The following is a 22034-nucleotide window of genomic DNA, read 5'->3' as shown; positions in this document are numbered from 1 at the left end:
GTACGGGGGACTCCTGGAAATGGGTCTGCGCCAAATGTAGTTGCGCAATTGCACAGCATTCTAATGGCGGCGACAATATCTGTTAACTGGATTATTAAGATAAGGGTTATCGGTTATATCGATATGCGATTTACTCTCCGTCAACTGCAAGTCTTCGTCGCCGTCGCCCAGCAGGAAAGCGTCTCCCGCGCTGCTGGCCTTCTGGCCTTATCTCAATCCGCCGCCAGCACCTCGATCACCGAGCTGGAGCGTCAATCCAGCTGCCAATTGTTCGACCGCGCGGGCAAACGCCTGAGCCTCAACGCGCTCGGTCATCAACTGTTGCCCCAGGCGGTAGCGCTGCTGGACCAGGCCAAGGAGATCGAAGACCTGCTCAACGGCAAGTCCGGCTTCGGCTCACTGGCGGTCGGCGCCACACTGACCATCGGCAACTACCTGGCCACCCTGCTGATCGGCAGCTTCATGCAGCAGCACCCCGAGAGCCAGGTGAAACTGCATGTGCAGAACACTGCACATATCGTGCACCAGGTTGCGCATTACGAAATTGACCTGGGTCTAATCGAAGGCGACTGCAGCCACCCGGATATCGAGGTGCAAACCTGGGTAGAAGATGAACTGGTGGTGTTTTGCGCGCCGCAGCATCACCTGGCCAAGCGTGGCGTGGCGAGCATGGATGAGTTGACCCACGAGGCCTGGATCCTGCGGGAACAGGGTTCAGGCACGCGCCTGACCTTCGACCAAGCCATGCGCCATCACCGTAGCGCGCTGAATATCCGCCTGGAGCTGGAACACACCGAGGCGATCAAACGTGCGGTGGAATCGGGACTGGGGATTGGCTGCATTTCGCGGCTGGCGCTGCGCGACGCGTTCCGTCGTGGCAGCCTGGTGCCGGTGGAAACCCCGGACCTGGACCTGGCTCGGCAGTTCTACTTCATCTGGCATAAACAGAAGTACCAGACCTCGGCGATGCGCGAGTTCCTCGAACTGTGCCGCGCCTTCACCGCCGGGGTGCAGCGCAGCGACGAGATCGTGTTGCCAAGTATTGCCTGAGGCTTAGATCAGGATCACGGCCCACACCAGGGTGATCATGGTCAGCGCGACAAATTGCGCGGCGCTGCCCATGTCCTTGGCGTTTTTCGACAGCGGGTGGCGGTCCAGGGAAATGCGGTCGATCGCAGCCTCTACCGCTGAGTTGAGCAACTCGACGATCAACGCCAGTAAACATACGGCGATAAGCAACGCGCGCTCGACCCGGCTGACATTCAGAAAGAAACTCACCGGGATCAGGATCACGTTGAGCAACACCAACTGGCGGAAGGCCGCCTCGCCGGTAAACGCCGCGCGCAGACCATCCAGGGAATATCCCCCAGCATTGAAGATACGTTTGATACCGGTTTGACCCTTGAAAGGCGACATAGATGTAGGCAACTGAACCAAAGAAGTGGGGAAACTAGATCACGCAAAGTCAAAAAAGCGTGAATCGGTAACACGTTAGTGCTGCGAAATTGACTCAAGTTGTTGCAAGAGCAGCGCCGCCTGGGTGCGCGTGCGTACGCCCAGCTTGCGGAAGATCGCCGTCACATGGGCCTTGATCGTCGCTTCCGACACACTCAGCTCATAGGCTATCTGCTTGTTCAACAGGCCTTCGCACACCATGGTGAGCACCCGGAACTGCTGGGGCGTCAGGCTGGCAAGGCCATCACGGGCAGCCTTGGCTTCGTCGGACACGTTGATTTCTTCAAAAGCCTGCGGCGGCCAGGACACGTCGCCATCCAGCACAGTGCGCACGGCTTTCTGGATATCTTCCATCGCACTGGACTTGGGAATGAAACCACTGGCGCCGAACTCCTTGGAGCGCACCACCACGTCGGCCTCTTCCTGGGCCGAGACCATCACCACGGGGATCTGCGGGTACTGGCCGCGCAACAGCACCAGCCCGGAGAAACCGTAGGCGCCCGGCATGTTCAGGTCGAGCAGCACCAAGTCCCAGTCAGATTTTTCGGTGAGGCGGGCTTCCAATTCAGCAATGCTGGCCACTTCAACCAAGCGCACGTCCGGGCCAAGGCCAAGGGTCACGGCCTGATGCAACGCACTGCGAAACAGCGGGTGGTCATCGGCTATCAGGATTTCGTATGTGGCCATTGTTTAAATGATCCTGTTTTCAGGGGCGCCCTGATCGGCGCCCAGCATGCCCAGCGTAGCCTGGAGGGTCAAGCACTACGCCCGTGGGCATTTTAGCGGGTTGCGGGTGCGTGGTGCCATCATGCAAACGTCGTCTGGTTACGCCGTCGGAATATAGAGCGCAAGGCGCGTATGCGCAGTATCCGTCGGATCCAGCGGCATCTGGAACTTGGCGGCCAGGTAATGGGTGCTGAAGACATCCAGGTAGGCGTCCAGGACTTCACTGGCGACTGGATCATCGGCCAGTTCCAGACACAGGGCGGCGACTTCAGCGGTGCAGAAGTGGTCATCACGCTTTGAACGGCGCAGTTTGTAGCGTGACAGCTGTTCCGGCGCCAGGCTGAGCACCGGCAAATGTTCCAGGTAGGGGCTTTTGCGGAACATCTTGCGCGCTTCACTCCAAGTGCCATCCAGCAGGATGAACAGCGGGCGCTTGCCCTCCTCCACCTTGACTTGACTGACGACGCGCTCGGGCACGACGAATTCGCCGGGGAACACGATATAGGGTTGCCACTGCGAATCAGCCAGCAAGGTGAGCAGTTCAGGGTCGACCTCAGTGCGCGACCAGGCGAATGCCGTGGTGTCCTTGATGACATCGGCGATCAACCAACCAGTGTTGCTGGGCTTCATCGGCTCAACGTCATGCATCAGCAGGCACATGGCGGAGCGCGCTTCGACCTTGGGTCGCCAGGCGCATAGGCAGTATTCGGGGATGACCCGGCAGCCGGGGCAACGTTCGGCGCGCGAGCCACGATTGAGGAACGGCCGCACGGCACGGGCCAGGCGCTGGGTGCGCAGGCGGGAAACGGCGTGGCTCATCGGCTATGCCGTTGGGACGGGTAAATCGACACGGTGAAAACTCGTGGAAGGCGGAAGTGGCCGCAGTTTACCAGCGATACGCCTGGCTGTAGTGGCAAGGGCTCACCTATAATTGCGCGCCACTGAACGCACAGCGCAGTGGCTGGTCTATGCACCAGTAACCGAATCAGGAGAGTTTCATGCTGCGTTCCATGCTGCGTTTTGTCGCCCCATCCGTCGCCCTCGCGCTGGTATTGCCCGTGTGCGCCCAGGCGGCCTCGCTGCTGGAGGCCCAAATGAACCGGAAGCTGCAAAGCGTCGCGGCCGAAAGTAACAAGGACCTGCCCCGGGAAATCGACGAAAAGACCCTGGAAGTGGCCTACACCGTGGAAGGCATGCAACTGATCGATCACCTGAGCGTCCTGCCTGACCGCGCCGAACAGATGCGCGCCAACCCCAAGGCGGTGTATTTCCAGCTGGGCCAGAGCGTGTGCCTGAACAAGGGCTACCGCGAGCTGATGGCCAAGGGCGCAGTGATGCGCTACGAAATCACCGAGAACAAGACCAACCGTCCTGTGGCCTCGGTGAAGTTCATCGAAGCGGATTGCCCGGCACCGGCTGCGGCAAAAAAGAAAAAGTAACAGCGTGACCTTCGCGCGCTGCCGCCCGGTGGCGCGCACTCCCCCGCTTCAACATCCTGCCAACAGCTAAACTCCCTGAAGAGTGACCAATAAGCGGTTGCCAGCCAAGGGTTTTGCGGCCCATGATCAAGTCATCCCGACCATTCATTCACAGCACTTTTCATGCTGTTCTGTAACATTTTCAGGGCAAAAGAAGGTTGCCCCCTGCGGCAAGCAACGACACATGCAGTGTCGTAGCCTCCGGCGAACGGCTCGTCGGCCACCCGGGCCCTGCAATAAGGAGAAGTTGAATGCCTTACGAACCGAATGACCGCCTGCTTCGGCACTTTGAAGAAAACGGTGCTGACCTTACGCAGCAGGTCGACGCCCAACTCCAGCTGATCGCTCCCAACAGCCCGAATATTCCCTTGTATCGCGACATGATCCTCACCGTGCTGCGCATGGCCCAGGACGACCGCAATCGCTGGAACGCCAAGATCACCCTGCAAGCCATCCGTGAACTGGACAATGCCTTCCGCGTGCTCGAACAGTTCAAGGGCCGCCGCAAAGTAACGGTATTCGGCTCAGCGCGCACTCCGGTGGAAAGCCCGCTGTACGCCCTGGCCCGCGAAGTCGGCGCTGCACTGGCACGTTCTGATTTGATGGTGATCACCGGCGGTGGCGGCGGCATCATGGCGGCCGCCCACGAAGGCGCGGGCCTGGAACACAGCCTGGGGTTCAATATCACCCTGCCGTTTGAACAGCACGCCAACCCGACCATTGATGGCACCGAGAACCTGCTGTCCTTCCACTTCTTCTTTACCCGCAAGCTGTTCTTCGTCAAGGAAGCCGATGCGCTGGTACTGTGCCCAGGCGGTTTCGGCACCCTGGATGAAGCACTGGAAGTACTGACCCTGATCCAGACAGGCAAGAGCCCATTGGTGCCGGTGGTGTTACTGGACGCGCCAGGCGGCGGGTTCTGGCAAGGCGCCCTGGACTTTATCCGCTGTCAGCTGGAAGCCAACCGCTACATCCTGCCCACCGATCTCAAGCTGATACGCCTGGTGTACAGCGCCGAAGAGGCGGTGGAAGAGATCAACCAGTTTTATGCTAACTTCCACTCCACCCGCTGGTTGAAGCGTGAGTTTGTGGTGCGCATGCATCACCCGCTCAGCGATGGGGCATTGGCCCATTTGCAGACTGAATTTGCCAGCCTGCGGTTGAGCGGAGAGTTTCAACAGCTCGCGTACACCGGCGAGGAACATGATGAGCCACGGTTCAGCCATTTGACGCGGCTGGTGTTCAACTTCAATGGTCGCGATCAGGGCCGGCTACGGGAGTTGGTGGATTACATCAACCTGCCGGAGAACTGGGCGCAGGCTCAGGGGAAGGCGCAGCAGCGGGTTGCGCCGGAGCCGGCGTGATTTTTTGAGGGCAAAAAAAAAGACCCACTATTTTCATAGTGGGTCTTTTTGGTGGTGTTTCAGGTGGAGTGGAGGCGAGGCATTTGGGGCTGCTGCGCAGCCCAACGCGGGGCAAGCCCGCTCGCCACAGCAAGCCCGCTCACCACAACAAGCCAGCTCGCCACAGAATGCTCGCTCGCCATAGAAAGTCTGTTCAACAATGCGGCTAGCACAGCAAGGTGTTTAGTCGTCCATATCCCGACCGCTCAATAAGCGGCTGATCATTTCCATCGAAAACCCGCGATAACTCAGGAAGCGACCTTGCTTCGCACGCTCCCTGGCATCAATCGGAAGATGGCCCGCGAACTTGCGTCGCCAGGTGTCTTCCAACTGCGCCTGCCAACTGATGCCACACTCACGCAGGGCAAGGTCGATATCAGCTCGCTGCAGGCCGCGCTGGCTCAGCTCTTCGCGAATACGCGCCGGGCCGTAGCCTGATCGGGCTCGATAGGAGACAAAACTTTCAAGGTAACGGGATTCGGAAAGCAGCCCCTCTTCCGTCAAACGGTCGAGGGCGGTTTCGATCATCTCGGGCTCCGCGCCGCGCTGACGCAGTTTACGCGTCAGCTCGACTCGACCATGCTCGCGGCGAGCGAGCAGGTCCATTGCGGTGCGCCGAACGGCGACGAGTGTATCCAGTACAACAGTCATCGTTTGCTTCAGATGTCAGTGTCAGCTTCTTCCACTTCTTCAACCGGCTCGCGGTTGGCGGCAGCTTTCACGTCTGGCGCTGCGGTCAGCAGCTTGTCGCGAATCTGCTTTTCAAGCGTGGCGGCGATGTCCGGATTATCCGCCAGGAACTTGGCCGAGTTGGCCTTGCCTTGGCCGATCTTGCTGCCGTTGTAGGCATACCAGGCACCGGATTTCTCGACGAAACCGTGCAGCACGCCCAGGTCGATCATCTCGCCATTCAGGTAGATACCCTTGCCGTAGAGAATCTGGAACTCGGCCTGACGGAAAGGCGGGGCCACTTTGTTCTTCACGACTTTGACGCGGGTTTCGCTACCAACAACCTCGTCACCTTCTTTCACCGCGCCGGTACGGCGGATATCCAGACGGACCGAAGCGTAGAACTTCAGCGCATTACCACCGGTGGTGGTTTCCGGGCTGCCGAACATCACGCCGATCTTCATGCGGATCTGGTTGATGAAGATCACCAGGCAGTTGGCGTTCTTGATGTTACCGGTGATTTTACGCAGCGCCTGGGACATCAGACGGGCTTGCAGGCCCACGTGCATGTCACCCATCTCGCCTTCGATTTCAGCCTTGGGGACCAGGGCTGCCACGGAGTCGACCACGATCACGTCGATGGCGTTGGAGCGCACCAGCATGTCGGTGATTTCCAGGGCCTGCTCACCGGTGTCCGGCTGGGAGACCAGCAGGTCGTCGACGTTGACGCCCAGCTTGCCGGCGTATTCAGGGTCCAGGGCGTGCTCGGCATCGACGAACGCGCAGGTAGCGCCCATTTTCTGCGCCTGGGCAATCACCGACAGGGTCAGGGTGGTTTTACCGGAAGATTCAGGACCGTAGATTTCAACGATACGGCCTTTTGGCAGGCCGCCAATGCCGAGTGCGATGTCCAGACCCAGAGAGCCAGTGGAAATAGCCGGGATCGCCTGACGGTCGTGATCGCCCATACGCATTACGGCACCCTTGCCGAATTGACGTTCGATCTGACCCAGGGCCGCAGCCAAGGCTTTCTTCTTGTTGTCGTCCATTAAAGTCCTCACGTAATCAATAAGGCCTGGTCGGCCAACACCTGTATAAGTAGACAGTATTGTTCCACAAAGATCAGGGATCGCCTACCCCTGATTTTCTAATTCTGCTGCAGCTCGTCGCAACAAGCCCTCTAGCGCGGCCTTTACCGTTTGTCGGCGGACCTCGTCGCGGTTGCCGGTGAAGTGCTCAAGCTCGGTGGTGACCTCTTCCCCCACGCCAAACGCCAGCCATACCGTGCCGACCGGCTTATCCGGCGAACCGCCGTCTGGCCCCGCTACACCGCTAACCGCAACAGCAAACCGCGCCAGGCTTTTTTCCTGGGCGCCACGGACCATTGCTTCCACCACTTCCTGGCTGACCGCCCCGACTTTTGCGAACAATGTCTCCGGCACATTCAATTGCCGGGTCTTCTGCCGATTGGAGTAGGTGACATAGCCCGCCTCGAACCAGGCCGAGCTCCCCGGAATCCGCGTGATGGCCTCCGCGATACCGCCGCCGGTGCACGACTCGGCCGTGGTGACGTGAGCGTTGAGCACCTGCAGGCGGCGCCCCAGTTCGGCAGCCAGTTGAGTGATTTCCTTCACGGTCGTCTCCAGTCGTAGGCGGGGGTTCGCCTACCCTACAGGAGCCAATCGCCCGCGCAAGTGACGGACTGTCTCAAGACACTAACGAGCGACGGCTCGCACATACGCCTGGCAGGCACGCAAGGCAATCAGGGCGCTGTCACCGTCGTCGGTGATGCGGATAATTCGCTGAGCATGCGCCGGGTCAAGTCGGGCTCGCGGGACTGCATGAACCACGCTGCCGGCGGCGGTGGCGGCTGGCATGGGGCAGCCACTGGAAGCGTCGAGAAGGACTGACAGCCGCACATCAGCAGTGGCCAGGCGATCACGCAAAGCCGTTTGAGTACGTTGGGCATCGCTCAACTCCCGGGCATGTTGCTGGTCGCTGGCACTGAGTTGTTGCTCAAGGGCCAGCCGCTTGTCTTGTTCGGCCTGCTGTTGCTGCTGGGCTGCCCGGGTCTGTGTCGCCGACAGACGTTCAATCTGCGCCCCGTATCGCCACGCCTGCACCTGCCAGACAACAGTCACCAGCACGCATACGCAAAGCACACTTAGGAAACGCATAGCACCGCCTTCGCCCGCGCCCACAACTGCAAACGATCCTCCAGGCCATTGAGCCCGCCATTGATGCGACGGGTGATGGTGGTGAACTGGTCCTTGTCGGCGAGTTCATTCAGGCCATTGCTTTGCCAGAACCAGGCGGCGGATTCACAGGCCCATTGCGGTTGCTCCAGCAGCTCGGGTTGTTGCAGCAAGCGTTCGTCGCCAAACAGGGCCTGGCTGCAGGCCAGGTAGTTGCGGCGACCGGTGATCTGGATCAGACCCCGGCCCCGGTACTTCTGGCCGTCGCCGTCCGCTTCGGGGGTATTGCCCAGGCGCGCAGCCAGTGTGCCGGTGTCGTACTTGCTCAAATAAGTATCGCTGCCGAGTTCGCGCACGTAGTGCAGTTCGCCGGACTCGTGGCCGATCTGCGCGAGAAAAGCAGCAGCGCGCAATACGCTGTTGATTTCGTACCGAGCAAAAGTCGCATTCAGCGCGGTTGAAAAAAGGCCCGCCATACGGCGAGCGCCTGGCATGATTTGAATCAATTGAGGCTGCGTTATCAACACCACAGTCACCTTGAAAGCCCCCCTAGGTAGACAAACCAACGTCCGTGTTGGAACTGCGATAGGCACTGACCATCCCAGTCAGGTGCAACGAACTCGCGCCCCCCCTGTGATTAAGAAGATCACCCAGGCATGCCAATCCGCCAGGTAGTCCTTGTGCCACCAACTGGCGATCACCGCCCCAACGAGGCCCGCGATCAATAATTCGAACCTGTCGATCTTGTCGAGCAGGCGCTGTAGATACTCCATGCGCTCGACTCCGTGGGGCATGTTTGAAATAGGTCAGCCCCAGCAGCACTCCCAGCTCGGAACGATGTGTGTGGAGGAGCCGAAAACGGAAAGGCCCCGCACGATGGCGAGGCCTTGGATAGTTGCGCGGCCTATGCCGCGCGGTATTGCCTAAAAGCCCAGTACGAGATCAGGGCTATGTCCTTCAGCGCGGCCTATGCAACGGTACCGTCTGCGTTCAGGGTGTCCCACGACAGTTTGGTTGGCAGAACGTAGTTCTGAATGTTGTAGATATAGACACCAAGCCCAGCCGGTACGGCCAAATCGTTGTAGGCGAGGACGTTTGGGGCAACTTCCTGCAGAACACTATCGTCCCGATCTTTGACGGTAGGAACCTTTGGCCCAAAAGCCATGGTGCCGGCACCGTAGAAAGATCGAAGGATGACGCCATTCACATTATCTGCTGGAGAGATCAGCACCGTGATGGGATTAGTCATCCCGTTGATGGTCTGGTTTTTGAATTTTTTACCAAGTTCGCGTACAGGCATTTCTGTTCACCTATTAAGTCGAATGAATTGTCGCGGAGGATTCCGCTTTCATGTCGCTCAAAGGCGATGGGAGAGGTTCATGACCTTCTGGTTGGTGGGCCCGAGAAACTACTACTTACGGCAGCAGGTCGTAGGTCACATAAGCAGTACCGCCGCCATTCTGAGTCATTGCTACCCACAGGCCCTGACCGGCAGGGATGGTCACAGAGAACGGGAGAGTGGAAGAACCGCCAACGGCGGACAAGATAACGGGCACGTTTGTCACCCAGCGCCCTTCCGGAATGGTCGTGCCTGTACTAATAAATCCATTCCCGACGGGGCTGATCATCGTAGCTGTTCGAACTACCGCGCCATTGACGTTCTGCGCCGGAGTGAAAACTGCCTCTGCGTAGCTTGTTGCGATCGATTTGAAACGGCTGCCGATTTGTACTGGTTCCATATCTTCACCTATTGAGTCGACTGATTGTTCGCGGAAGATTCCGCATTCATGTCGCTCAAAGGCGATTGCTCGAGGCTCATGGCCTTCACATGATTCAACGTGCCGCATCGGGGACACTTGATCTGGAGCTGTGTAAACCCACCCGTACGGGCGAGAAGTCGGTTGCAGTTACCGCATCTGAATTCTTTCAACATCTGCAAATTCCTTTTACTGAACCACCTTTTCCGTGTGATTGAGTAGGAAGCGGCGTTACATTCGCCGCCCTCTCACACCCACCTACATACAGGTCCGTAGACGGCGGCATGCCTGCGGGATTTTTAAGCAGAGACCGTCCGAGGTAGAAGTTCTGGGTAAAGGATACAAACCAAATGTCGTAATCCGTTTCCGCACCGTTGAGCACGGAAGGTGCCGCGACAATCGCAGTGGGCAGGTCGCATTGTTCGGGCGGCAGGCCCCAACGGTTATCCAGGGCCAGGTCCATCAGTTGGCTGGCCAGGTCGCAGGCATCAAACGGTGCCGAGCCGCCGGCGACCATGACCTTGAGTGAAACCGACAAGGCGTGCGCCTTGCGTCCTGCAAGCGAGCGAATGCCAGGGCCGTTGCGATCCACGCTGATCAAAATGCCCGTTTTATCGCCCGCTCCAGAAAAGTCATGATGATTACCAACCCGCAGCTGTGGGAACGCACTCATCAGTGTGTCCCCAATCGCCATGGGCAGTTGGGAAGGTTTTTCGAGAAGTGTCATCTGCTTGCATCCTTGCAGCGATTACTGCTGGTCCGGGCGAGAGGTCGGGGCCTGGTTGACCCCGATGCGCTTGGCCGCCCAGCGTTCATAAAGGCCAATGGCCACGTCCGCACCGGCCATGGCGGTGAGGCAACCAATGGCGCCGGCGGTCCAGATCGACATGCCGGCGGCGTAGCACAGCATCAAGGCCGAGACCCCGCAGACCATGCACGCCCCGGATCGCAATGCCAGGCGCCGTACCAGCGACCAACCGCGGGCGCCCTCCTTGTCGGCGCGCCACATTTCTCCGGAGACCCCGCCGATCAGGGCCAGTACGATCACCAGCCAGATAGGCATTTCCGCTAACGCTTGCTGCTCGTTTGTCATGTCACGCCTCCTGGCTGAGCACTACCGGCGCCGGGCCGGCTCTTGGGTAAATCCATTTCGTAGGTAGGCATTCCAAAAAGCCCGGTTGCCCGGGCTTTTCAGTAATGCGGTCCATATTCGATCTTTCGGCGCTACTGGCGCGGTACGGATCTTTCCTCGATGTTTTTCCGACCACGATCCCTGTCTGCCGGATAACTGCTTCTGGTGCTTTACGCTGCACACCCGGGTCAGTTGCCAACCCTCTGAACCGTTAAGGCCGGTTCATCGCTGCCTGTTCTTGAAGCGGTAAAACTAAAGAGCGTCGGCATCCTTGCCGGTGTTGCCTGGCCTCCCTGCCATCGCTCGGATGGCGTCCTTGCCGATGTTGCGTGCCTTCCTTGTCTTTCCTGGCAGCATCCTTGCCGCCTCCACCAGGCCTTGTTTGGCTGGCTTGAAATGAAGAATAGATATGTATGCATATACAGTCAATGCACAAATGCATTTATTTTATCGAATAAATGCATTTACGCATTCACAGCCATATAGGACGGGGGGTTGGCGATTTTCTGCAGACGAAAAAAAGCCCGCTCGTTGGCGGGCTTTGTCTTACGCAAGAAGGTTAACGGGCGTACATACCCCACCAGAACACATGCCCGAGGATGCTGATCTGCTCATCCTGGATATCCTGGAAGCTGTAGTCCTCATCCGGGTGCTCGTCGCGGTTGAAACTGCGCAGGCGAATCCCGGAAGGCAGGCGATAGAGCTGTTTCACGCGCAATTGGCCGTTGTGATTGATGGCATACAAGTCACCATCGACGATATCGCCAATGCCGCTTTTGCCCGCGTTCACCCCGACGGTCGCGCCATCGCGCAGCACCGGCAGCATGCTGTTGCCGCGCACCGTCACGCACTTGGCCTGGTCGAACTGCACACCGTTGTGCCGCAGGCTGCGCTTGCCGAACCGCAGGCTGGCCTTCTCGCTTTCCTCGATGACGAATCTTCCTGATCCAGCAGCCAATTCAACCTCGCGCAGAAAAGGGATCGACACCTCGTCATCATTAACGGGGGTGTCGTCGTCCCACAGGCTTATGTCCTTGAGTTCCGAATGCATCGGGTCGCGCACGTCATCGCGCAAAGTGCCCATCGCCGCACGCCCGCGCAGGTGATCGGTGCTGACGCGGAAATACTCGGCGATACGGGAAATGTGCTTGTCCGACGGATCAACGATCTTGCCGCTGAGGATCCGAGAGAGAGTGGATTGAGGCACGCCAGTACGCCGGTGAAGCTCTGTGGGGGAGATCCGGTCGCGGTCCAGCAGTTCTCTTAAGACGATAGAAACGTTGCGTTTTTGCATAACTGGGATAGTGACGGGAGTTTTTTGGCTTGGCAAATGCTAATTTGCATTTTTTGTGCATACTACCACGCACTATGACAACCAAAATCTCCGCCCACGCATCCCGCGCCGAGTACGCCCGGCGTATGAACCGCGTACTCAACTACATCGATGCCCACCTGGACACCCCCTTGGATGGCGCCCAGTTGGCCGATATCGCCAACTTTTCGCGCTTCCATTTTCATCGGATTTTCGCGGCGTGGATGGGCGAGACATTAGGCAGCTACGTCCGGCGGCGACGACTGGAGAAGGCAGCGTTCCGCCTGTCCTGCGGCAGCCATGAAAGCGTGCTTGAAACGGCATTGGCCAGCGGTTTCAACTCGGGCGAAGCATTCGCACGGGCCTTCAAACTACAGTTTGGCTGCACGCCATCCGAGTGGCGCACCAACACACCGCAGCGACTGGCAGCACAGGCGGCTGCCATCGGCCCGTGGCCGGGTGCGCAGCAGAGCAATCCTGATCAGGTCTTCGGCAATGCCCATCAGGCACATGAGCGTACGTTCGAAGACGCTGGGCTCTCTTCTCCTTCAACGAAAGAGCCCACCATGGACGTACGCATCATTGATTTACCCAAGGTACGCGTTGCCTACCAACGCCTGATCGGCCCCTATGGCCCCGCAATCGGCCACTTCTGGCGCGGGACCATGGCGCCGTGGATGCACTCCAATGGCCTCGGCGATGAACGGTGTTACGGCATAGGGTATGACGATCCATCCATCACGCCCCCGAACAAGTGCCGCTACGATGCTTGCGTTGAAGTGCCAGCCTCTTTTGTGACCAGCGCCCAGGCAGACATCCAAACCCTGCCGGGCGGCCGCTATGCCGTAGCGAGCTTCAAAGGGAAAACAGAAAAAATAGCCGATGCCTGGATGTGGCTGACGCGAGAATGGATGCCTTCCAGCGGTCTGCAATGCGATGACCGACCATGTTTCGAGATGTTCTTTGCGGCAACCGCAACCGATTCGGACACCGGTGAGTTCATCTGCGACATCTGCATCCCTGTGCGGTCGCTGTAATACAAAGGCATGAAAGATACCGGCGGCGCGTTTACTTGCAGTTAAGTAAATGCACCGCCGGCTTTTGCGTTTTACCTATCCGTTTGCAACCTGCGAAGCTCCGACCTCGCATGTTAACCTTGCGCCCACCGCAAAATCGCAGGGCGGAATGCCCCACATTTGCCCCACTCCTTTCAACGAATTTGCCTACGACCAATGAGTAAAACCACTTCAGACCTGTCCTCCCACACCCCGATGATGCAGCAGTACTGGCGCCTCAAGAACCAGCACCCTGATCAGTTGATGTTCTACCGCATGGGCGACTTCTACGAGATCTTCTACGAAGACGCGAAGAAGGCCGCCAAGCTGCTGGACATCACCCTGACCGCGCGTGGGCAGTCGGCGGGGCAGTCGATTCCGATGTGTGGGATTCCTTACCATTCGTTGGAAGGTTACCTGGTCAAGCTGGTGAAGCTGGGCGAGTCGGTGGTGATCTGCGAGCAGATCGGCGACCCGGCAACCAGCAAGGGGCCGGTTGAACGCCAGGTGGTGCGCATTATTACGCCGGGGACGGTGAGTGATGAGGCGCTGCTGGATGAGCGTCGCGATAACCTGATTGCCGCGGTGTTGGGCGATGAGCGTCTGTTTGGCCTGTCGGTACTGGATATCACCAGCGGCAACTTCAGCGTGCTGGAGATCAAGGGCTGGGAGAACCTGCTGGCGGAGCTGGAGCGCATCAATCCGGTAGAGCTGTTGATCCCGGATGATTGGCCGAAGGATCTGCCGGCAGAAAAACGTCGTGGGGCCAAGCGCCGTGCGCCGTGGGATTTCGAGCGTGATTCGGCGCTGAAAAGTCTGTGCCAGCAGTTCTCGGTGCAGGACCTCAAAGGCTTCGGTTGCGAAACCCTGACCCTGGCCATCGGCGCCGCCGGTTGCCTGCTTGGCTACGCCAAGGAAACCCAGCGCACCGCCCTGCCGCACTTGCGCAGCCTGCGTCATGAGCGTCTGGACGATACCGTGGTGCTCGATGGCGCCAGCCGTCGCAACCTGGAGCTGGATACGAACCTGGCCGGTGGTCGCGATAACACCCTGCAATCGGTGGTCGACCGCTGCCAGACTGCCATGGGCAGCCGCCTGCTGACCCGCTGGTTGAACCGTCCGCTGCGGGACCTGACAGTATTGCAAGCGCGCCAGACGTCCATCACCTGCCTGCTGGACGGCTATCGCTTTGAAAAGCTGCAGCCACAGTTGAAGGAAATCGGTGATATCGAGCGTATCCTGGCGCGGATCGGCCTGCGTAACGCACGGCCCCGCGACCTGGCGCGCCTGCGCGATGCCCTCGGCGCCCTGCCGCAACTGCAAGTGGCGATGACCGAGCTGGATACGCCGCACCTGCAACAACTCGCCGTCACAGCCGGGACCTACCCGGAACTGGCGGCGTTGCTGGAAAAAGCCATCATCGACAACCCGCCAGCGATCATCCGTGACGGGGGCGTACTCAAGACCGGTTACGACAGCGAGCTGGACGAACTGCAGTCCCTGAGCGAAAACGCCGGGCAGTTCCTGATCGACCTGGAAGCCCGCGAAAAAGCCCGCACCGGTCTGGCCAACCTGAAAGTCGGCTACAACCGCGTGCATGGCTACTTTATTGAGTTGCCCAGCAAGCAGGCAGAATCGGCGCCGATCGACTATCAACGTCGCCAGACCCTCAAAGGTGCCGAGCGCTTTATCACCCCGGAGCTCAAAGAATTCGAAGACAAGGCACTGTCGGCCAAGAGCCGTGCCCTGGCTCGGGAAAAGATGCTCTACGAGAACCTGCTCGAAGATTTGATCAGCCAATTGGCTCCGCTGCAGGACACTGCCGCAGCGCTGGCCGAACTGGACGTGCTGAGTAACCTGGCCGAACGTGCGCTGAACCTTGACCTGAACTGCCCACGTTTTGTCAGCGAGCCGTGCATGCGCATCGTGCAAGGTCGCCACCCGGTTGTAGAACAGGTGCTGACCACGCCGTTCGTCGCCAACGACCTGTCGCTGGACGACGATACCCGCATGTTGGTAATCACCGGTCCGAACATGGGCGGTAAATCCACCTACATGCGCCAGACTGCGCTTATCGTGCTGCTGGCGCATATCGGCAGCTTTGTGCCGGCGGCCAGTTGCGAACTGTCCCTGGTGGACCGCATTTTCACCCGGATCGGCTCCAGCGATGACCTGGCCGGTGGGCGCTCGACCTTTATGGTGGAGATGAGCGAAACCGCCAACATCCTGCACAATGCCACCGAACGCAGCCTGGTGCTGATGGACGAAGTGGGTCGCGGCACCAGCACCTTCGACGGCTTGTCCCTGGCCTGGGCGGCTGCCGAGCGCCTGGCGCACCTGCGCGCCTATACGCTGTTTGCCACGCACTATTTCGAGCTGACGGTGTTGCCGGAAAGCGAGCCGCTGGTAGCCAACGTGCACCTGAACGCCACCGAACACAACGAGCGTATCGTGTTCCTGCACCACGTGCTGCCTGGGCCGGCCAGCCAGAGCTATGGCCTGGCCGTGGCGCAATTGGCCGGGGTGCCGAACGATGTGATCACCCGCGCCCGCGAGCACCTCAGTCGCCTGGAAACCACGGCCCTGCCCCATGAGACGGTGGTCGCCAGCCCAGCCAAAGCCGCCAGCAAACCGGCTGCGCCGCACCAGAGCGACATGTTTGCCAGCCTGCCCCATCCGGTGCTGGATGAATTGGCTAAGCTTGACTTGGACGGCTTGACGCCGCGAAAAGCGCTCGAAATGTTATATGCACTGCAGGTTCGGATATAACGCAGACGCTTGCAAGCTGGTAGACTCTCGCGCGGTTTGGGATGCTGGAGGCTTTTAGCCTGGCCTGCAGACTATCGCTCCCGAACCTCGCGAGCCCTGCCACAAAGGGTTTCGCTGCCGCCGCCTGAGGAGAAAATTAGAAATGACCTTCGTCGTTACCGACAACTGCATCAAGTGCAAGTACACCGACTGCGTCGAAGTGTGTCCGGTGGACTGCTTCTACGAAGGCCCGAATTTCCTGGTTATCCACCCGGATGAGTGCATCGATTGCGCCCTGTGTGAACCTGAATGCCCGGCCGTCGCCATTTTCTCCGAGGATGAAGTCCCGGCGGAGATGCAGGAATTCATTCAGTTGAACGTCGAGCTGGCGGAAATCTGGCCGAACATCACTGAACGCAAAGACCCGATGCCGGACGCAGCGGAGTGGGATGGCAAAAAAGGTAAGATTGCAGACCTCGAACGCTGATAGCGTCGCCCCCCTCCAAAAGGCCCCTTGCGGGCCTTTTTGCGTTTCTGGAAGGTCGGTTGTACTTTCCTGCAGGCAAAAAAAAGGGGCGGTATGACCCGCCCACATTTTTTCCCTAGTCCCTGTATTCCTTTTCATCATCCTGATGAATCGCATCCTGCGACGTTCCTTCAACCATCATTCCTTGATGGCTGTGCCAATCCGTGGACACAGGACTGATCTTAAAGAGTTCCAAGGGAAGTTCAACGGGATACAACCCGTGAACTGACATGCAGCCGGCCTGAACACTGAATAATTAATTGTTAAATTTCAATTGGTTAGAAAAAGCTCTCGCAGAAAACAGACATCTGTGGAAGGTAAAAAACCCAAACACTTACGAAAAAGTAAGCAAATGCTTACACGACCAGCTGTGTAATTGCGAAACAAACGCACCTTGACCATCTTCCAGGCATGAAAAAGCCCCGACACAGTCGAGGCTTTTTCCCTTCAACCGCCTCAGTCGTCGCTGACGGTGATGGTCGGCATGGCAGGCGTGGCCGCTTCCTGCAGGACGATCCGCGCACCTACATGACGCGCCAGCTCCTGATAGATCATGGCGATCTGGCTATCCGGTTCAGCCACAACAGTAGGCTTGCCACCATCCGCCTGCTCGCGGATGAGCATCGACAGCGGCAGCGAGGCCAACAGTTCCACGCCGTACTGAGTGGCCAGCTTCTCGCCGCCGCCTTCGCCGAACAGATGCTCGGCATGGCCACAGTTGGAGCAGATGTGCACCGCCATGTTCTCTACGACGCCCAGCACCGGGATGTTGACCTTGCGGAACATCTCTACACCTTTCTTCGCGTCGAGCAGCGCCAGGTCCTGAGGCGTAGTGACAATCACCGAGCCGGCCACCGGGACTTTTTGCGCCAGGGTCAGCTGGATGTCGCCGGTGCCTGGCGGCATATCGATCACCAGGTAGTCCAGGTCGCCCCAGGCGGTCTGGGTGACCAGTTGCAGCAAAGCGCCTGAGACCATCGGGCCGCGCCAGACCATCGGCGTGTTGTCATCGGTGAGGAATGCCATGGACATCACTTCCACGCCCAGGGACTCGATCGGCACGAACCACTTCTGGTCCTTGACCTTCGGCCGTGTACCTTCGGCGATGCCGAACATCACGCCCTGGCTCGGCCCATAGATATCCGCATCAAGAATCCCCACGCGCGCGCCTTCACGAGCCAGGGCCAGGGCCAGGTTGGCCGCCGTGGTGGATTTACCCACGCCGCCCTTGCCGGACGCCACGGCCACTACGTTCTTGACGTTGGCCAGGCCAGGGATCTGCGCCTGGGCCTTGTGCGCGGCGATCACGCATCGGATGTCGACCTTGGCCGAGCGCACGCCGTCGAGACCTTCGATGGCCATTTGCAGCATCTGCGCCCAACCGCTCTTGAACAGACCGGCTGCATAGCCCAGTTCCAACTGGACCGACACCTGGTCGCCCTGGACGTCGATGGCGCGTACGCAGCCGGCACTGACCGGGTCCTGGTTCAAATAAGGGTCGGTGTACTGGCGAAGCACGGCTTCCACCGCTGCGCGATTGACGGCGCTCATGGGCTACTCCCGAAAAAGACTGACTGAAACAGGCGGCTATCCTAACCGTTCCAGCGGCGTTACGGCATGCTTTCGCAGGTTGGGAAGATTCTGAAACAGCGCCACGGGGTGAAATATATTTCCCGGCGCTTTATAGTGGCCGACCTCCGTTTCATCAAGTAGCCGAGCCCCATGTCCGAGCCACGCAAGATCCTCGTCACCAGCGCCCTGCCCTATGCCAATGGTTCCATCCATCTTGGCCATATGCTTGAGTACATCCAGACCGATATGTGGGTGCGCTTCCAGAAGCATCGCGGCAACCAATGCATTTATGTCTGCGCGGACGACGCCCACGGTTCGGCCATCATGCTGCGCGCCGAAAAGGAAGGCATCACCCCGGAACAACTGATCGCCAACGTGCAGGCTGAACACAGCGCCGACTTTGCCGAGTTCCTGGTGGATTTCGACAATTTCCACTCGACCCACTCCGAAGAAAACCGCGAACTGTCGAGCCAGATCTACCTGCGGCTCAAGGAAGCCGGGCACATCGACCAGCGTTCGGTGACCCAGTATTTCGACCCGGAAAAGAAAATGTTCCTGGCCGACCGCTTCATCAAGGGCACCTGCCCGAAATGCGGCACCGAAGACCAGTACGGCGACAACTGCGAAAAGTGCGGCGCAACCTATGCACCCACTGACCTGAAGGATCCGAAATCGGCAATCTCCGGCGCCACCCCGGTGCTCAAGGATTCCCAGCACTTCTTCTTCAAGCTTCCGGATTTCCAGCAGATGCTGCAAACCTGGACCCGCAGCGGCACCCTGCAGGATGCCGTGGCCAACAAACTCTCCGAATGGCTCGACAGCGGCCTGCAGCAATGGGACATCTCCCGCGATGCGCCGTACTTCGGCTTCGAGATCCCGGGCGAGCCGGGCAAGTATTTCTATGTATGGCTGGATGCGCCGATCGGTTACATGGCCAGCTTCAAGAACCTCTGCGACCGCACGCCGGAGTTGGACTTCGACACGTTCTGGAGCAAGGACTCCACCGCCGAGCTGTACCACTTCATCGGCAAGGACATCGTCAACTTCCACGCCCTGTTCTGGCCGGCGATGCTCGAAGGTTCGGGCTACCGCAAGCCAACCGGTATTGCCGTGCACGGCTACCTGACGGTCAACGGCCAGAAAATGTCCAAGTCCCGTGGCACCTTTATCAAGGCGCGCACCTACCTGGACCACCTGTCACCGGAATACCTGCGCTACTACTACGCGTCCAAGCTGGGCCGTGGCGTCGATGACCTGGACCTGAACCTGGAAGACTTCGTACAGAAGGTCAACTCGGACCTGGTCGGTAAAGTCGTCAACATCGCCAGCCGTTGCGCCGGGTTTATCCACAAGGGCAACGCCGGCGTACTGGTAGCCGAGAACGCTGCGCCGGAACTGACCGACGCCTTCCTGGCCGCCGCGCCGAGCATTGCCGACGCCTATGAAGCCCGCGACTTCGCCCGTGCCATGCGCGAGATCATGGGCCTGGCCGACCGCGCCAACGCCTGGATCGCCGACAAGGCACCATGGTCGCTGAACAAACAGGAAGGCAAGCAGGCAGAAGTCCAGGCGATCTGCGCAACGGGCGTCAACCTGTTCCGCCAGTTGGTGATCTTCCTCAAACCCGTGCTGCCACTGCTGGCCGCCGACGCCGAGGCGTTCCTCAACGTGGCGCCGCTGACCTGGAATGATCACGCCAGCCTGCTCAGCAATCATCAGTTGAACGAGTTCAAGCCGCTGATGACCCGTATCGACCCGGTGAAAGTCCAGGCCATGACAGACGCTTCGAAAGAAGACCTGGTCGCCAGCCAGACCGACACTGGCGAATCGACGCCGGCGGGTAATGGCGAACTGGCCAAGGATCCGATTTCCACAGAAATCGACTTCGACGCGTTTGCTGCGGTAGACCTGCGTGTCGCGCTGATCGTCAAGGCCGAAGCCGTGGAAGGTGCCGACAAGTTGCTGCGCCTGACACTGGACCTCGGCGGTGAGCAACGCAACGTGTTCTCCGGGATCAAGAGCGCTTACCCGGACCCATCCAAACTCGATGGCCGCCTGACCATGATGATCGCCAACCTCAAGCCTCGGAAAATGAAGTTCGGCGTGTCTGAAGGCATGGTGATGGCGGCCGGCCCTGGTGGCGAAGAGATCTACCTGCTCAGCCCTGACAGTGGTGCCAAGCCGGGTCAACGTATCAAGTAAGCCACCTTGTAGTGAGCGGGCTTGCTGTGGTGAAGGAGCTTGTTGTGGTGAAGGAGCTTGTTGTGGTGAGCGGGCTTGCCCCGCTCACCACAAGAAAGCCCCAGCCTCCTATTAAACCCGGTTTGCTATGCCCATGATCACAGCATGAACCTCATTCAACGCATCGACGCACTCCTGCCGCAGACCCAATGCGGCAAGTGCGGGCACCCAGGTTGCAAGCCTTACGCCGCGGGTATCGCGCGAGGCGAGGCGATCAACAAGTGCCCGCCCGGCGGAGAGGAAACCATCGCCGGCCTTGCGCTGTTGCTGCACGTACCGGTGCTGGATCTGGACACCAGTCGCGGGGAAGCGCCCGCCCAGGTTGCCTACATCCGCGAGGCCGAGTGCATCGGCTGCACCAAGTGCATCCAGGCATGCCCAGTGGACGCAATTGTCGGCGCCGCCAAGCTGATGCACACCGTCATCATGGACGAGTGCACCGGCTGCGACCTGTGCGTTGCGCCCTGCCCTGTCGATTGCATTGAGATGCGCCCAGCGACCCGTGTGCTGCCCTTGGTGGGTGGACTGACGATCAACGATCATCAACACCATGAACGCGGTCTGAAACGCGACAGGGCGCGTCGACGCTTTGAGCAGCGCAATGCACGCCTGCAACGCGAAGAAGCAAAAAGACTCGCCGAACGCCAGGCTCGGGCCAAGCGTTCCACGTCGGTTCTGCAGGTGCAGGCCGATGTTGCCGAGGATGCGGCGACCAAAAAAGCCAAAATCGCTGTCGCAATGAGCCGCGCCCAACTGCACAAATCCTTGAAGGCGTTTGGTCACCCGCCGACCTTTCAACAGCAGTCGCAGCTGATCATTCTGCAACAGCAGTTCGAAGCGGCGGAACAAGCGCTGGCTGCCTTGGAGATGGGGATCGTACCGAAAACAGCGACGTCATCCAGCAACACTGTTGATCTGAAACGGGCCAAAATCCAGCTGGCGATGCGTCGAGCGGAACTGAAGAAAGCCCAAGACCTGAACGTCGAACCGCAGCAACTGGCCGAGGCGCAACTGAAGCTGGACGATGCGCAGCGCCATATGGATACCCTCAGCAACACCTGACCCGCAAACCTGCGGTGTGTGTTGATACAATCCCGCCGACCGTCTGCAAGGAACCCGCTACCCGATGAACGCCGCAAAACGCCTGGAAATATTCCGCAGGCTTCACGAAGACAATCCGGAACCCAAGACCGAACTGGCCTACACCTCGCCGTTCGAGTTGCTGATTGCGGTGATCCTGTCGGCCCAATCCACCGACGTCGGCGTCAATAAGGCCACGGCCAAGCTGTATCCCGTGGCGAACACACCAGAGGCGATCTATGCCCTGGGTGTGGAAGGACTGTCTGAGTACATCAAGACCATCGGCCTCTATAACAGCAAAGCCAAAAACGTTATCGAGACCTGCCGCCTGCTGGTGGAACTGCATGGTAGTGAAGTGCCACAAACCCGTGAAGCCTTGGAAGCCCTGCCAGGGGTTGGTCGTAAAACAGCCAATGTGGTGCTCAACACCGCGTTCCGGCAACTGACGATGGCGGTGGACACCCATATCTTCCGGGTCAGCAACAGAACCGGCATCGCCCGTGGGAAGAACGTGGTTGAGGTCGAAAAGCAGTTGATGAAGTTTGTACCCAAGCCCTATCTGCTGGATTCGCACCACTGGCTGATCCTTCATGGGCGCTACGTTTGCCAGGCCCGCAGGCCGCGCTGCGGCAGCTGTCGTATCGAAGACCTGTGCGAATACAAGGACAAGACATCCGACGATTGA

24 protein-coding genes and 1 pseudogene are annotated in these 22034 nt (G+C 59.2%); 9 read left to right on the top strand and 16 right to left on the bottom strand.

From position 1 onward, the window contains the following. The first annotated feature begins 123 nt into the window (after positions 1-123). A complete protein-coding gene (locus ACZ445_RS05955; RefSeq protein WP_010212678.1) occupies positions 124-1050 on the top strand; it encodes a LysR family transcriptional regulator in 927 nt (308 codons plus the stop codon). Positions 1051-1053: 3 nt separating this feature from the next. Here ACZ445_RS05955 and ACZ445_RS05950 read toward each other — a convergent pair whose 3' ends face one another. The 3 genes from ACZ445_RS05950 to ACZ445_RS05940 all read right to left on the bottom strand — a co-directional run bounded on the left by ACZ445_RS05950 (position 1054) and on the right by ACZ445_RS05940 (position 3000). After that, complete coding sequence (locus ACZ445_RS05950; RefSeq protein ID WP_058423756.1) at positions 1054-1416, bottom strand: diacylglycerol kinase; 363 nt, start codon at positions 1414-1416, stop codon at positions 1054-1056. A 75-nt stretch (positions 1417-1491) separates the two neighbouring features. Next, positions 1492-2142 carry a response regulator transcription factor ErdR gene (gene erdR / locus ACZ445_RS05945; RefSeq protein WP_003189050.1) on the bottom strand — a complete coding sequence of 217 codons (651 nt, stop codon included), beginning with the start codon at positions 2140-2142 and terminating at the stop codon, positions 1492-1494. A gap of 138 nt (positions 2143-2280) precedes the next feature. Further along, positions 2281-3000 carry a tRNA-uridine aminocarboxypropyltransferase gene (locus ACZ445_RS05940; protein WP_464708080.1) on the bottom strand — a complete coding sequence of 240 codons (720 nt, stop codon included), beginning with the start codon at positions 2998-3000 and terminating at the stop codon, positions 2281-2283. Between the two features lie 179 nt (positions 3001-3179). Here ACZ445_RS05940 and ACZ445_RS05935 point away from each other — a divergent pair, with 179 nt between their 5' ends. Both ACZ445_RS05935 and ACZ445_RS05930 read left to right on the top strand, forming a co-directional pair. Continuing rightward, on the top strand, positions 3180-3620 hold the full coding sequence (locus ACZ445_RS05935) for a PA3611 family quorum-sensing-regulated virulence factor (protein ID WP_058423758.1): 441 nt from the start codon (positions 3180-3182) through the stop codon (positions 3618-3620). Between the two features lie 290 nt (positions 3621-3910). Continuing rightward, positions 3911-5023, top strand: a complete 1113-nt coding sequence (locus ACZ445_RS05930; protein WP_058423759.1) for an LOG family protein — start codon at positions 3911-3913, stop codon at positions 5021-5023. A 222-nt stretch (positions 5024-5245) separates the two neighbouring features. Here ACZ445_RS05930 and recX read toward each other — a convergent pair whose 3' ends face one another. The 12 genes and pseudogenes from recX to ACZ445_RS05870 all read right to left on the bottom strand — a co-directional run bounded on the left by recX (position 5246) and on the right by ACZ445_RS05870 (position 12109). Beyond that, positions 5246-5713 carry a recombination regulator RecX gene (recX, locus tag ACZ445_RS05925; protein WP_093119393.1) on the bottom strand — a complete coding sequence of 156 codons (468 nt, stop codon included), beginning with the start codon at positions 5711-5713 and terminating at the stop codon, positions 5246-5248. Positions 5714-5721: 8 nt separating this feature from the next. Further along, positions 5722-6780 carry a recombinase RecA gene (gene recA / locus ACZ445_RS05920; RefSeq protein WP_003189042.1) on the bottom strand — a complete coding sequence of 353 codons (1059 nt, stop codon included), beginning with the start codon at positions 6778-6780 and terminating at the stop codon, positions 5722-5724. An 84-nt stretch (positions 6781-6864) separates the two neighbouring features. Beyond that, positions 6865-7365 (bottom strand): CinA family protein, encoded by a 501-nt coding sequence (locus ACZ445_RS05915; protein ID WP_464708079.1) that lies wholly within the window; start codon positions 7363-7365, stop codon positions 6865-6867. 81 nt (positions 7366-7446) lie between these two features. After that, the gene (locus ACZ445_RS05910) at positions 7447-7908 is read right to left on the bottom strand and encodes a lysis system i-spanin subunit Rz (RefSeq protein ID WP_058423761.1); all 462 of its coding nucleotides are present in this window, start codon (positions 7906-7908) and stop codon (positions 7447-7449) included. After that, positions 7896-8453: a glycoside hydrolase family 19 protein gene (locus tag ACZ445_RS05905; protein WP_092241071.1), complete on the bottom strand. Its 558-nt coding sequence runs from the start codon at positions 8451-8453 to the stop codon at positions 7896-7898. Before ACZ445_RS05905 ends, ACZ445_RS05910 begins: the two co-directional genes overlap by 13 nt. A 58-nt stretch (positions 8454-8511) precedes the next feature. Then, a pseudogene (locus tag ACZ445_RS05900) lies at positions 8512-8699 on the bottom strand (MFS transporter); the annotation flags it as partial. A gap of 194 nt (positions 8700-8893) precedes the next feature. After that, positions 8894-9226, bottom strand: a complete 333-nt coding sequence (locus ACZ445_RS05895) for a hypothetical protein (RefSeq protein ID WP_058423763.1) — start codon at positions 9224-9226, stop codon at positions 8894-8896. 115 nt (positions 9227-9341) lie between these two features. Further along, positions 9342-9665, bottom strand: coding sequence for a hypothetical protein (locus ACZ445_RS05890; protein ID WP_058423764.1), 324 nt, complete (start codon positions 9663-9665; stop codon positions 9342-9344). Between the two features lie 8 nt (positions 9666-9673). Then, positions 9674-9859, bottom strand: coding sequence for a Com family DNA-binding transcriptional regulator (locus tag ACZ445_RS05885; RefSeq protein WP_464708078.1), 186 nt, complete (start codon positions 9857-9859; stop codon positions 9674-9676). Beyond that, positions 9853-10410: a hypothetical protein gene (locus tag ACZ445_RS05880; RefSeq protein WP_179029313.1), complete on the bottom strand. Its 558-nt coding sequence runs from the start codon at positions 10408-10410 to the stop codon at positions 9853-9855. The genes ACZ445_RS05885 and ACZ445_RS05880 overlap by 7 nt, the downstream gene beginning before the upstream one ends. A gap of 21 nt (positions 10411-10431) precedes the next feature. Further along, positions 10432-10776: a phage holin family protein gene (locus tag ACZ445_RS05875; protein WP_058423767.1), complete on the bottom strand. Its 345-nt coding sequence runs from the start codon at positions 10774-10776 to the stop codon at positions 10432-10434. Positions 10777-11374: 598 nt separating this feature from the next. Continuing rightward, positions 11375-12109 carry a LexA family transcriptional regulator gene (locus tag ACZ445_RS05870; RefSeq protein ID WP_081049233.1) on the bottom strand — a complete coding sequence of 245 codons (735 nt, stop codon included), beginning with the start codon at positions 12107-12109 and terminating at the stop codon, positions 11375-11377. 125 nt (positions 12110-12234) lie between these two features. Between ACZ445_RS05870 and ACZ445_RS05865 the strand changes: the two genes are divergently transcribed. From ACZ445_RS05865 to fdxA, 3 genes are all read left to right on the top strand, one after another. After that, positions 12235-13164 (top strand): AraC family transcriptional regulator, encoded by a 930-nt coding sequence (locus ACZ445_RS05865; RefSeq protein ID WP_464704875.1) that lies wholly within the window; start codon positions 12235-12237, stop codon positions 13162-13164. 195 nt (positions 13165-13359) lie between these two features. Continuing rightward, complete coding sequence (gene mutS / locus ACZ445_RS05860; protein ID WP_058423770.1) at positions 13360-15951, top strand: DNA mismatch repair protein MutS; 2592 nt, start codon at positions 13360-13362, stop codon at positions 15949-15951. Positions 15952-16093: 142 nt separating this feature from the next. Next, a complete protein-coding gene (fdxA, locus tag ACZ445_RS05855) occupies positions 16094-16417 on the top strand; it encodes a ferredoxin FdxA (protein ID WP_003208688.1) in 324 nt (107 codons plus the stop codon). A 495-nt stretch (positions 16418-16912) separates the two neighbouring features. Here fdxA and apbC read toward each other — a convergent pair whose 3' ends face one another. Then, entirely contained in the window at positions 16913-18007 is a 1095-nt protein-coding gene (apbC, locus tag ACZ445_RS05850; RefSeq protein ID WP_058423771.1) for an iron-sulfur cluster carrier protein ApbC, read from the bottom strand. Between the two features lie 171 nt (positions 18008-18178). Between apbC and metG the strand changes: the two genes are divergently transcribed. From metG to nth, 3 genes are all read left to right on the top strand, one after another. Beyond that, positions 18179-20230, top strand: coding sequence for a methionine--tRNA ligase (gene metG, locus ACZ445_RS05845; protein ID WP_058423772.1), 2052 nt, complete (start codon positions 18179-18181; stop codon positions 20228-20230). Positions 20231-20374: 144 nt separating this feature from the next. Then, a complete protein-coding gene (gene rsxB, locus ACZ445_RS05840) occupies positions 20375-21331 on the top strand; it encodes an electron transport complex subunit RsxB (RefSeq protein ID WP_464708077.1) in 957 nt (318 codons plus the stop codon). Between the two features lie 64 nt (positions 21332-21395). Continuing rightward, on the top strand, positions 21396-22034 hold the full coding sequence (gene nth / locus ACZ445_RS05835; RefSeq protein WP_058423774.1) for an endonuclease III: 639 nt from the start codon (positions 21396-21398) through the stop codon (positions 22032-22034).

The sequence above is a fragment of the Pseudomonas allii genome, from assembly GCF_055380095.1.
Note: the sequence above shows the minus strand (reverse complement) of the source record. Positions and strands in the feature narration are given on the sequence as shown.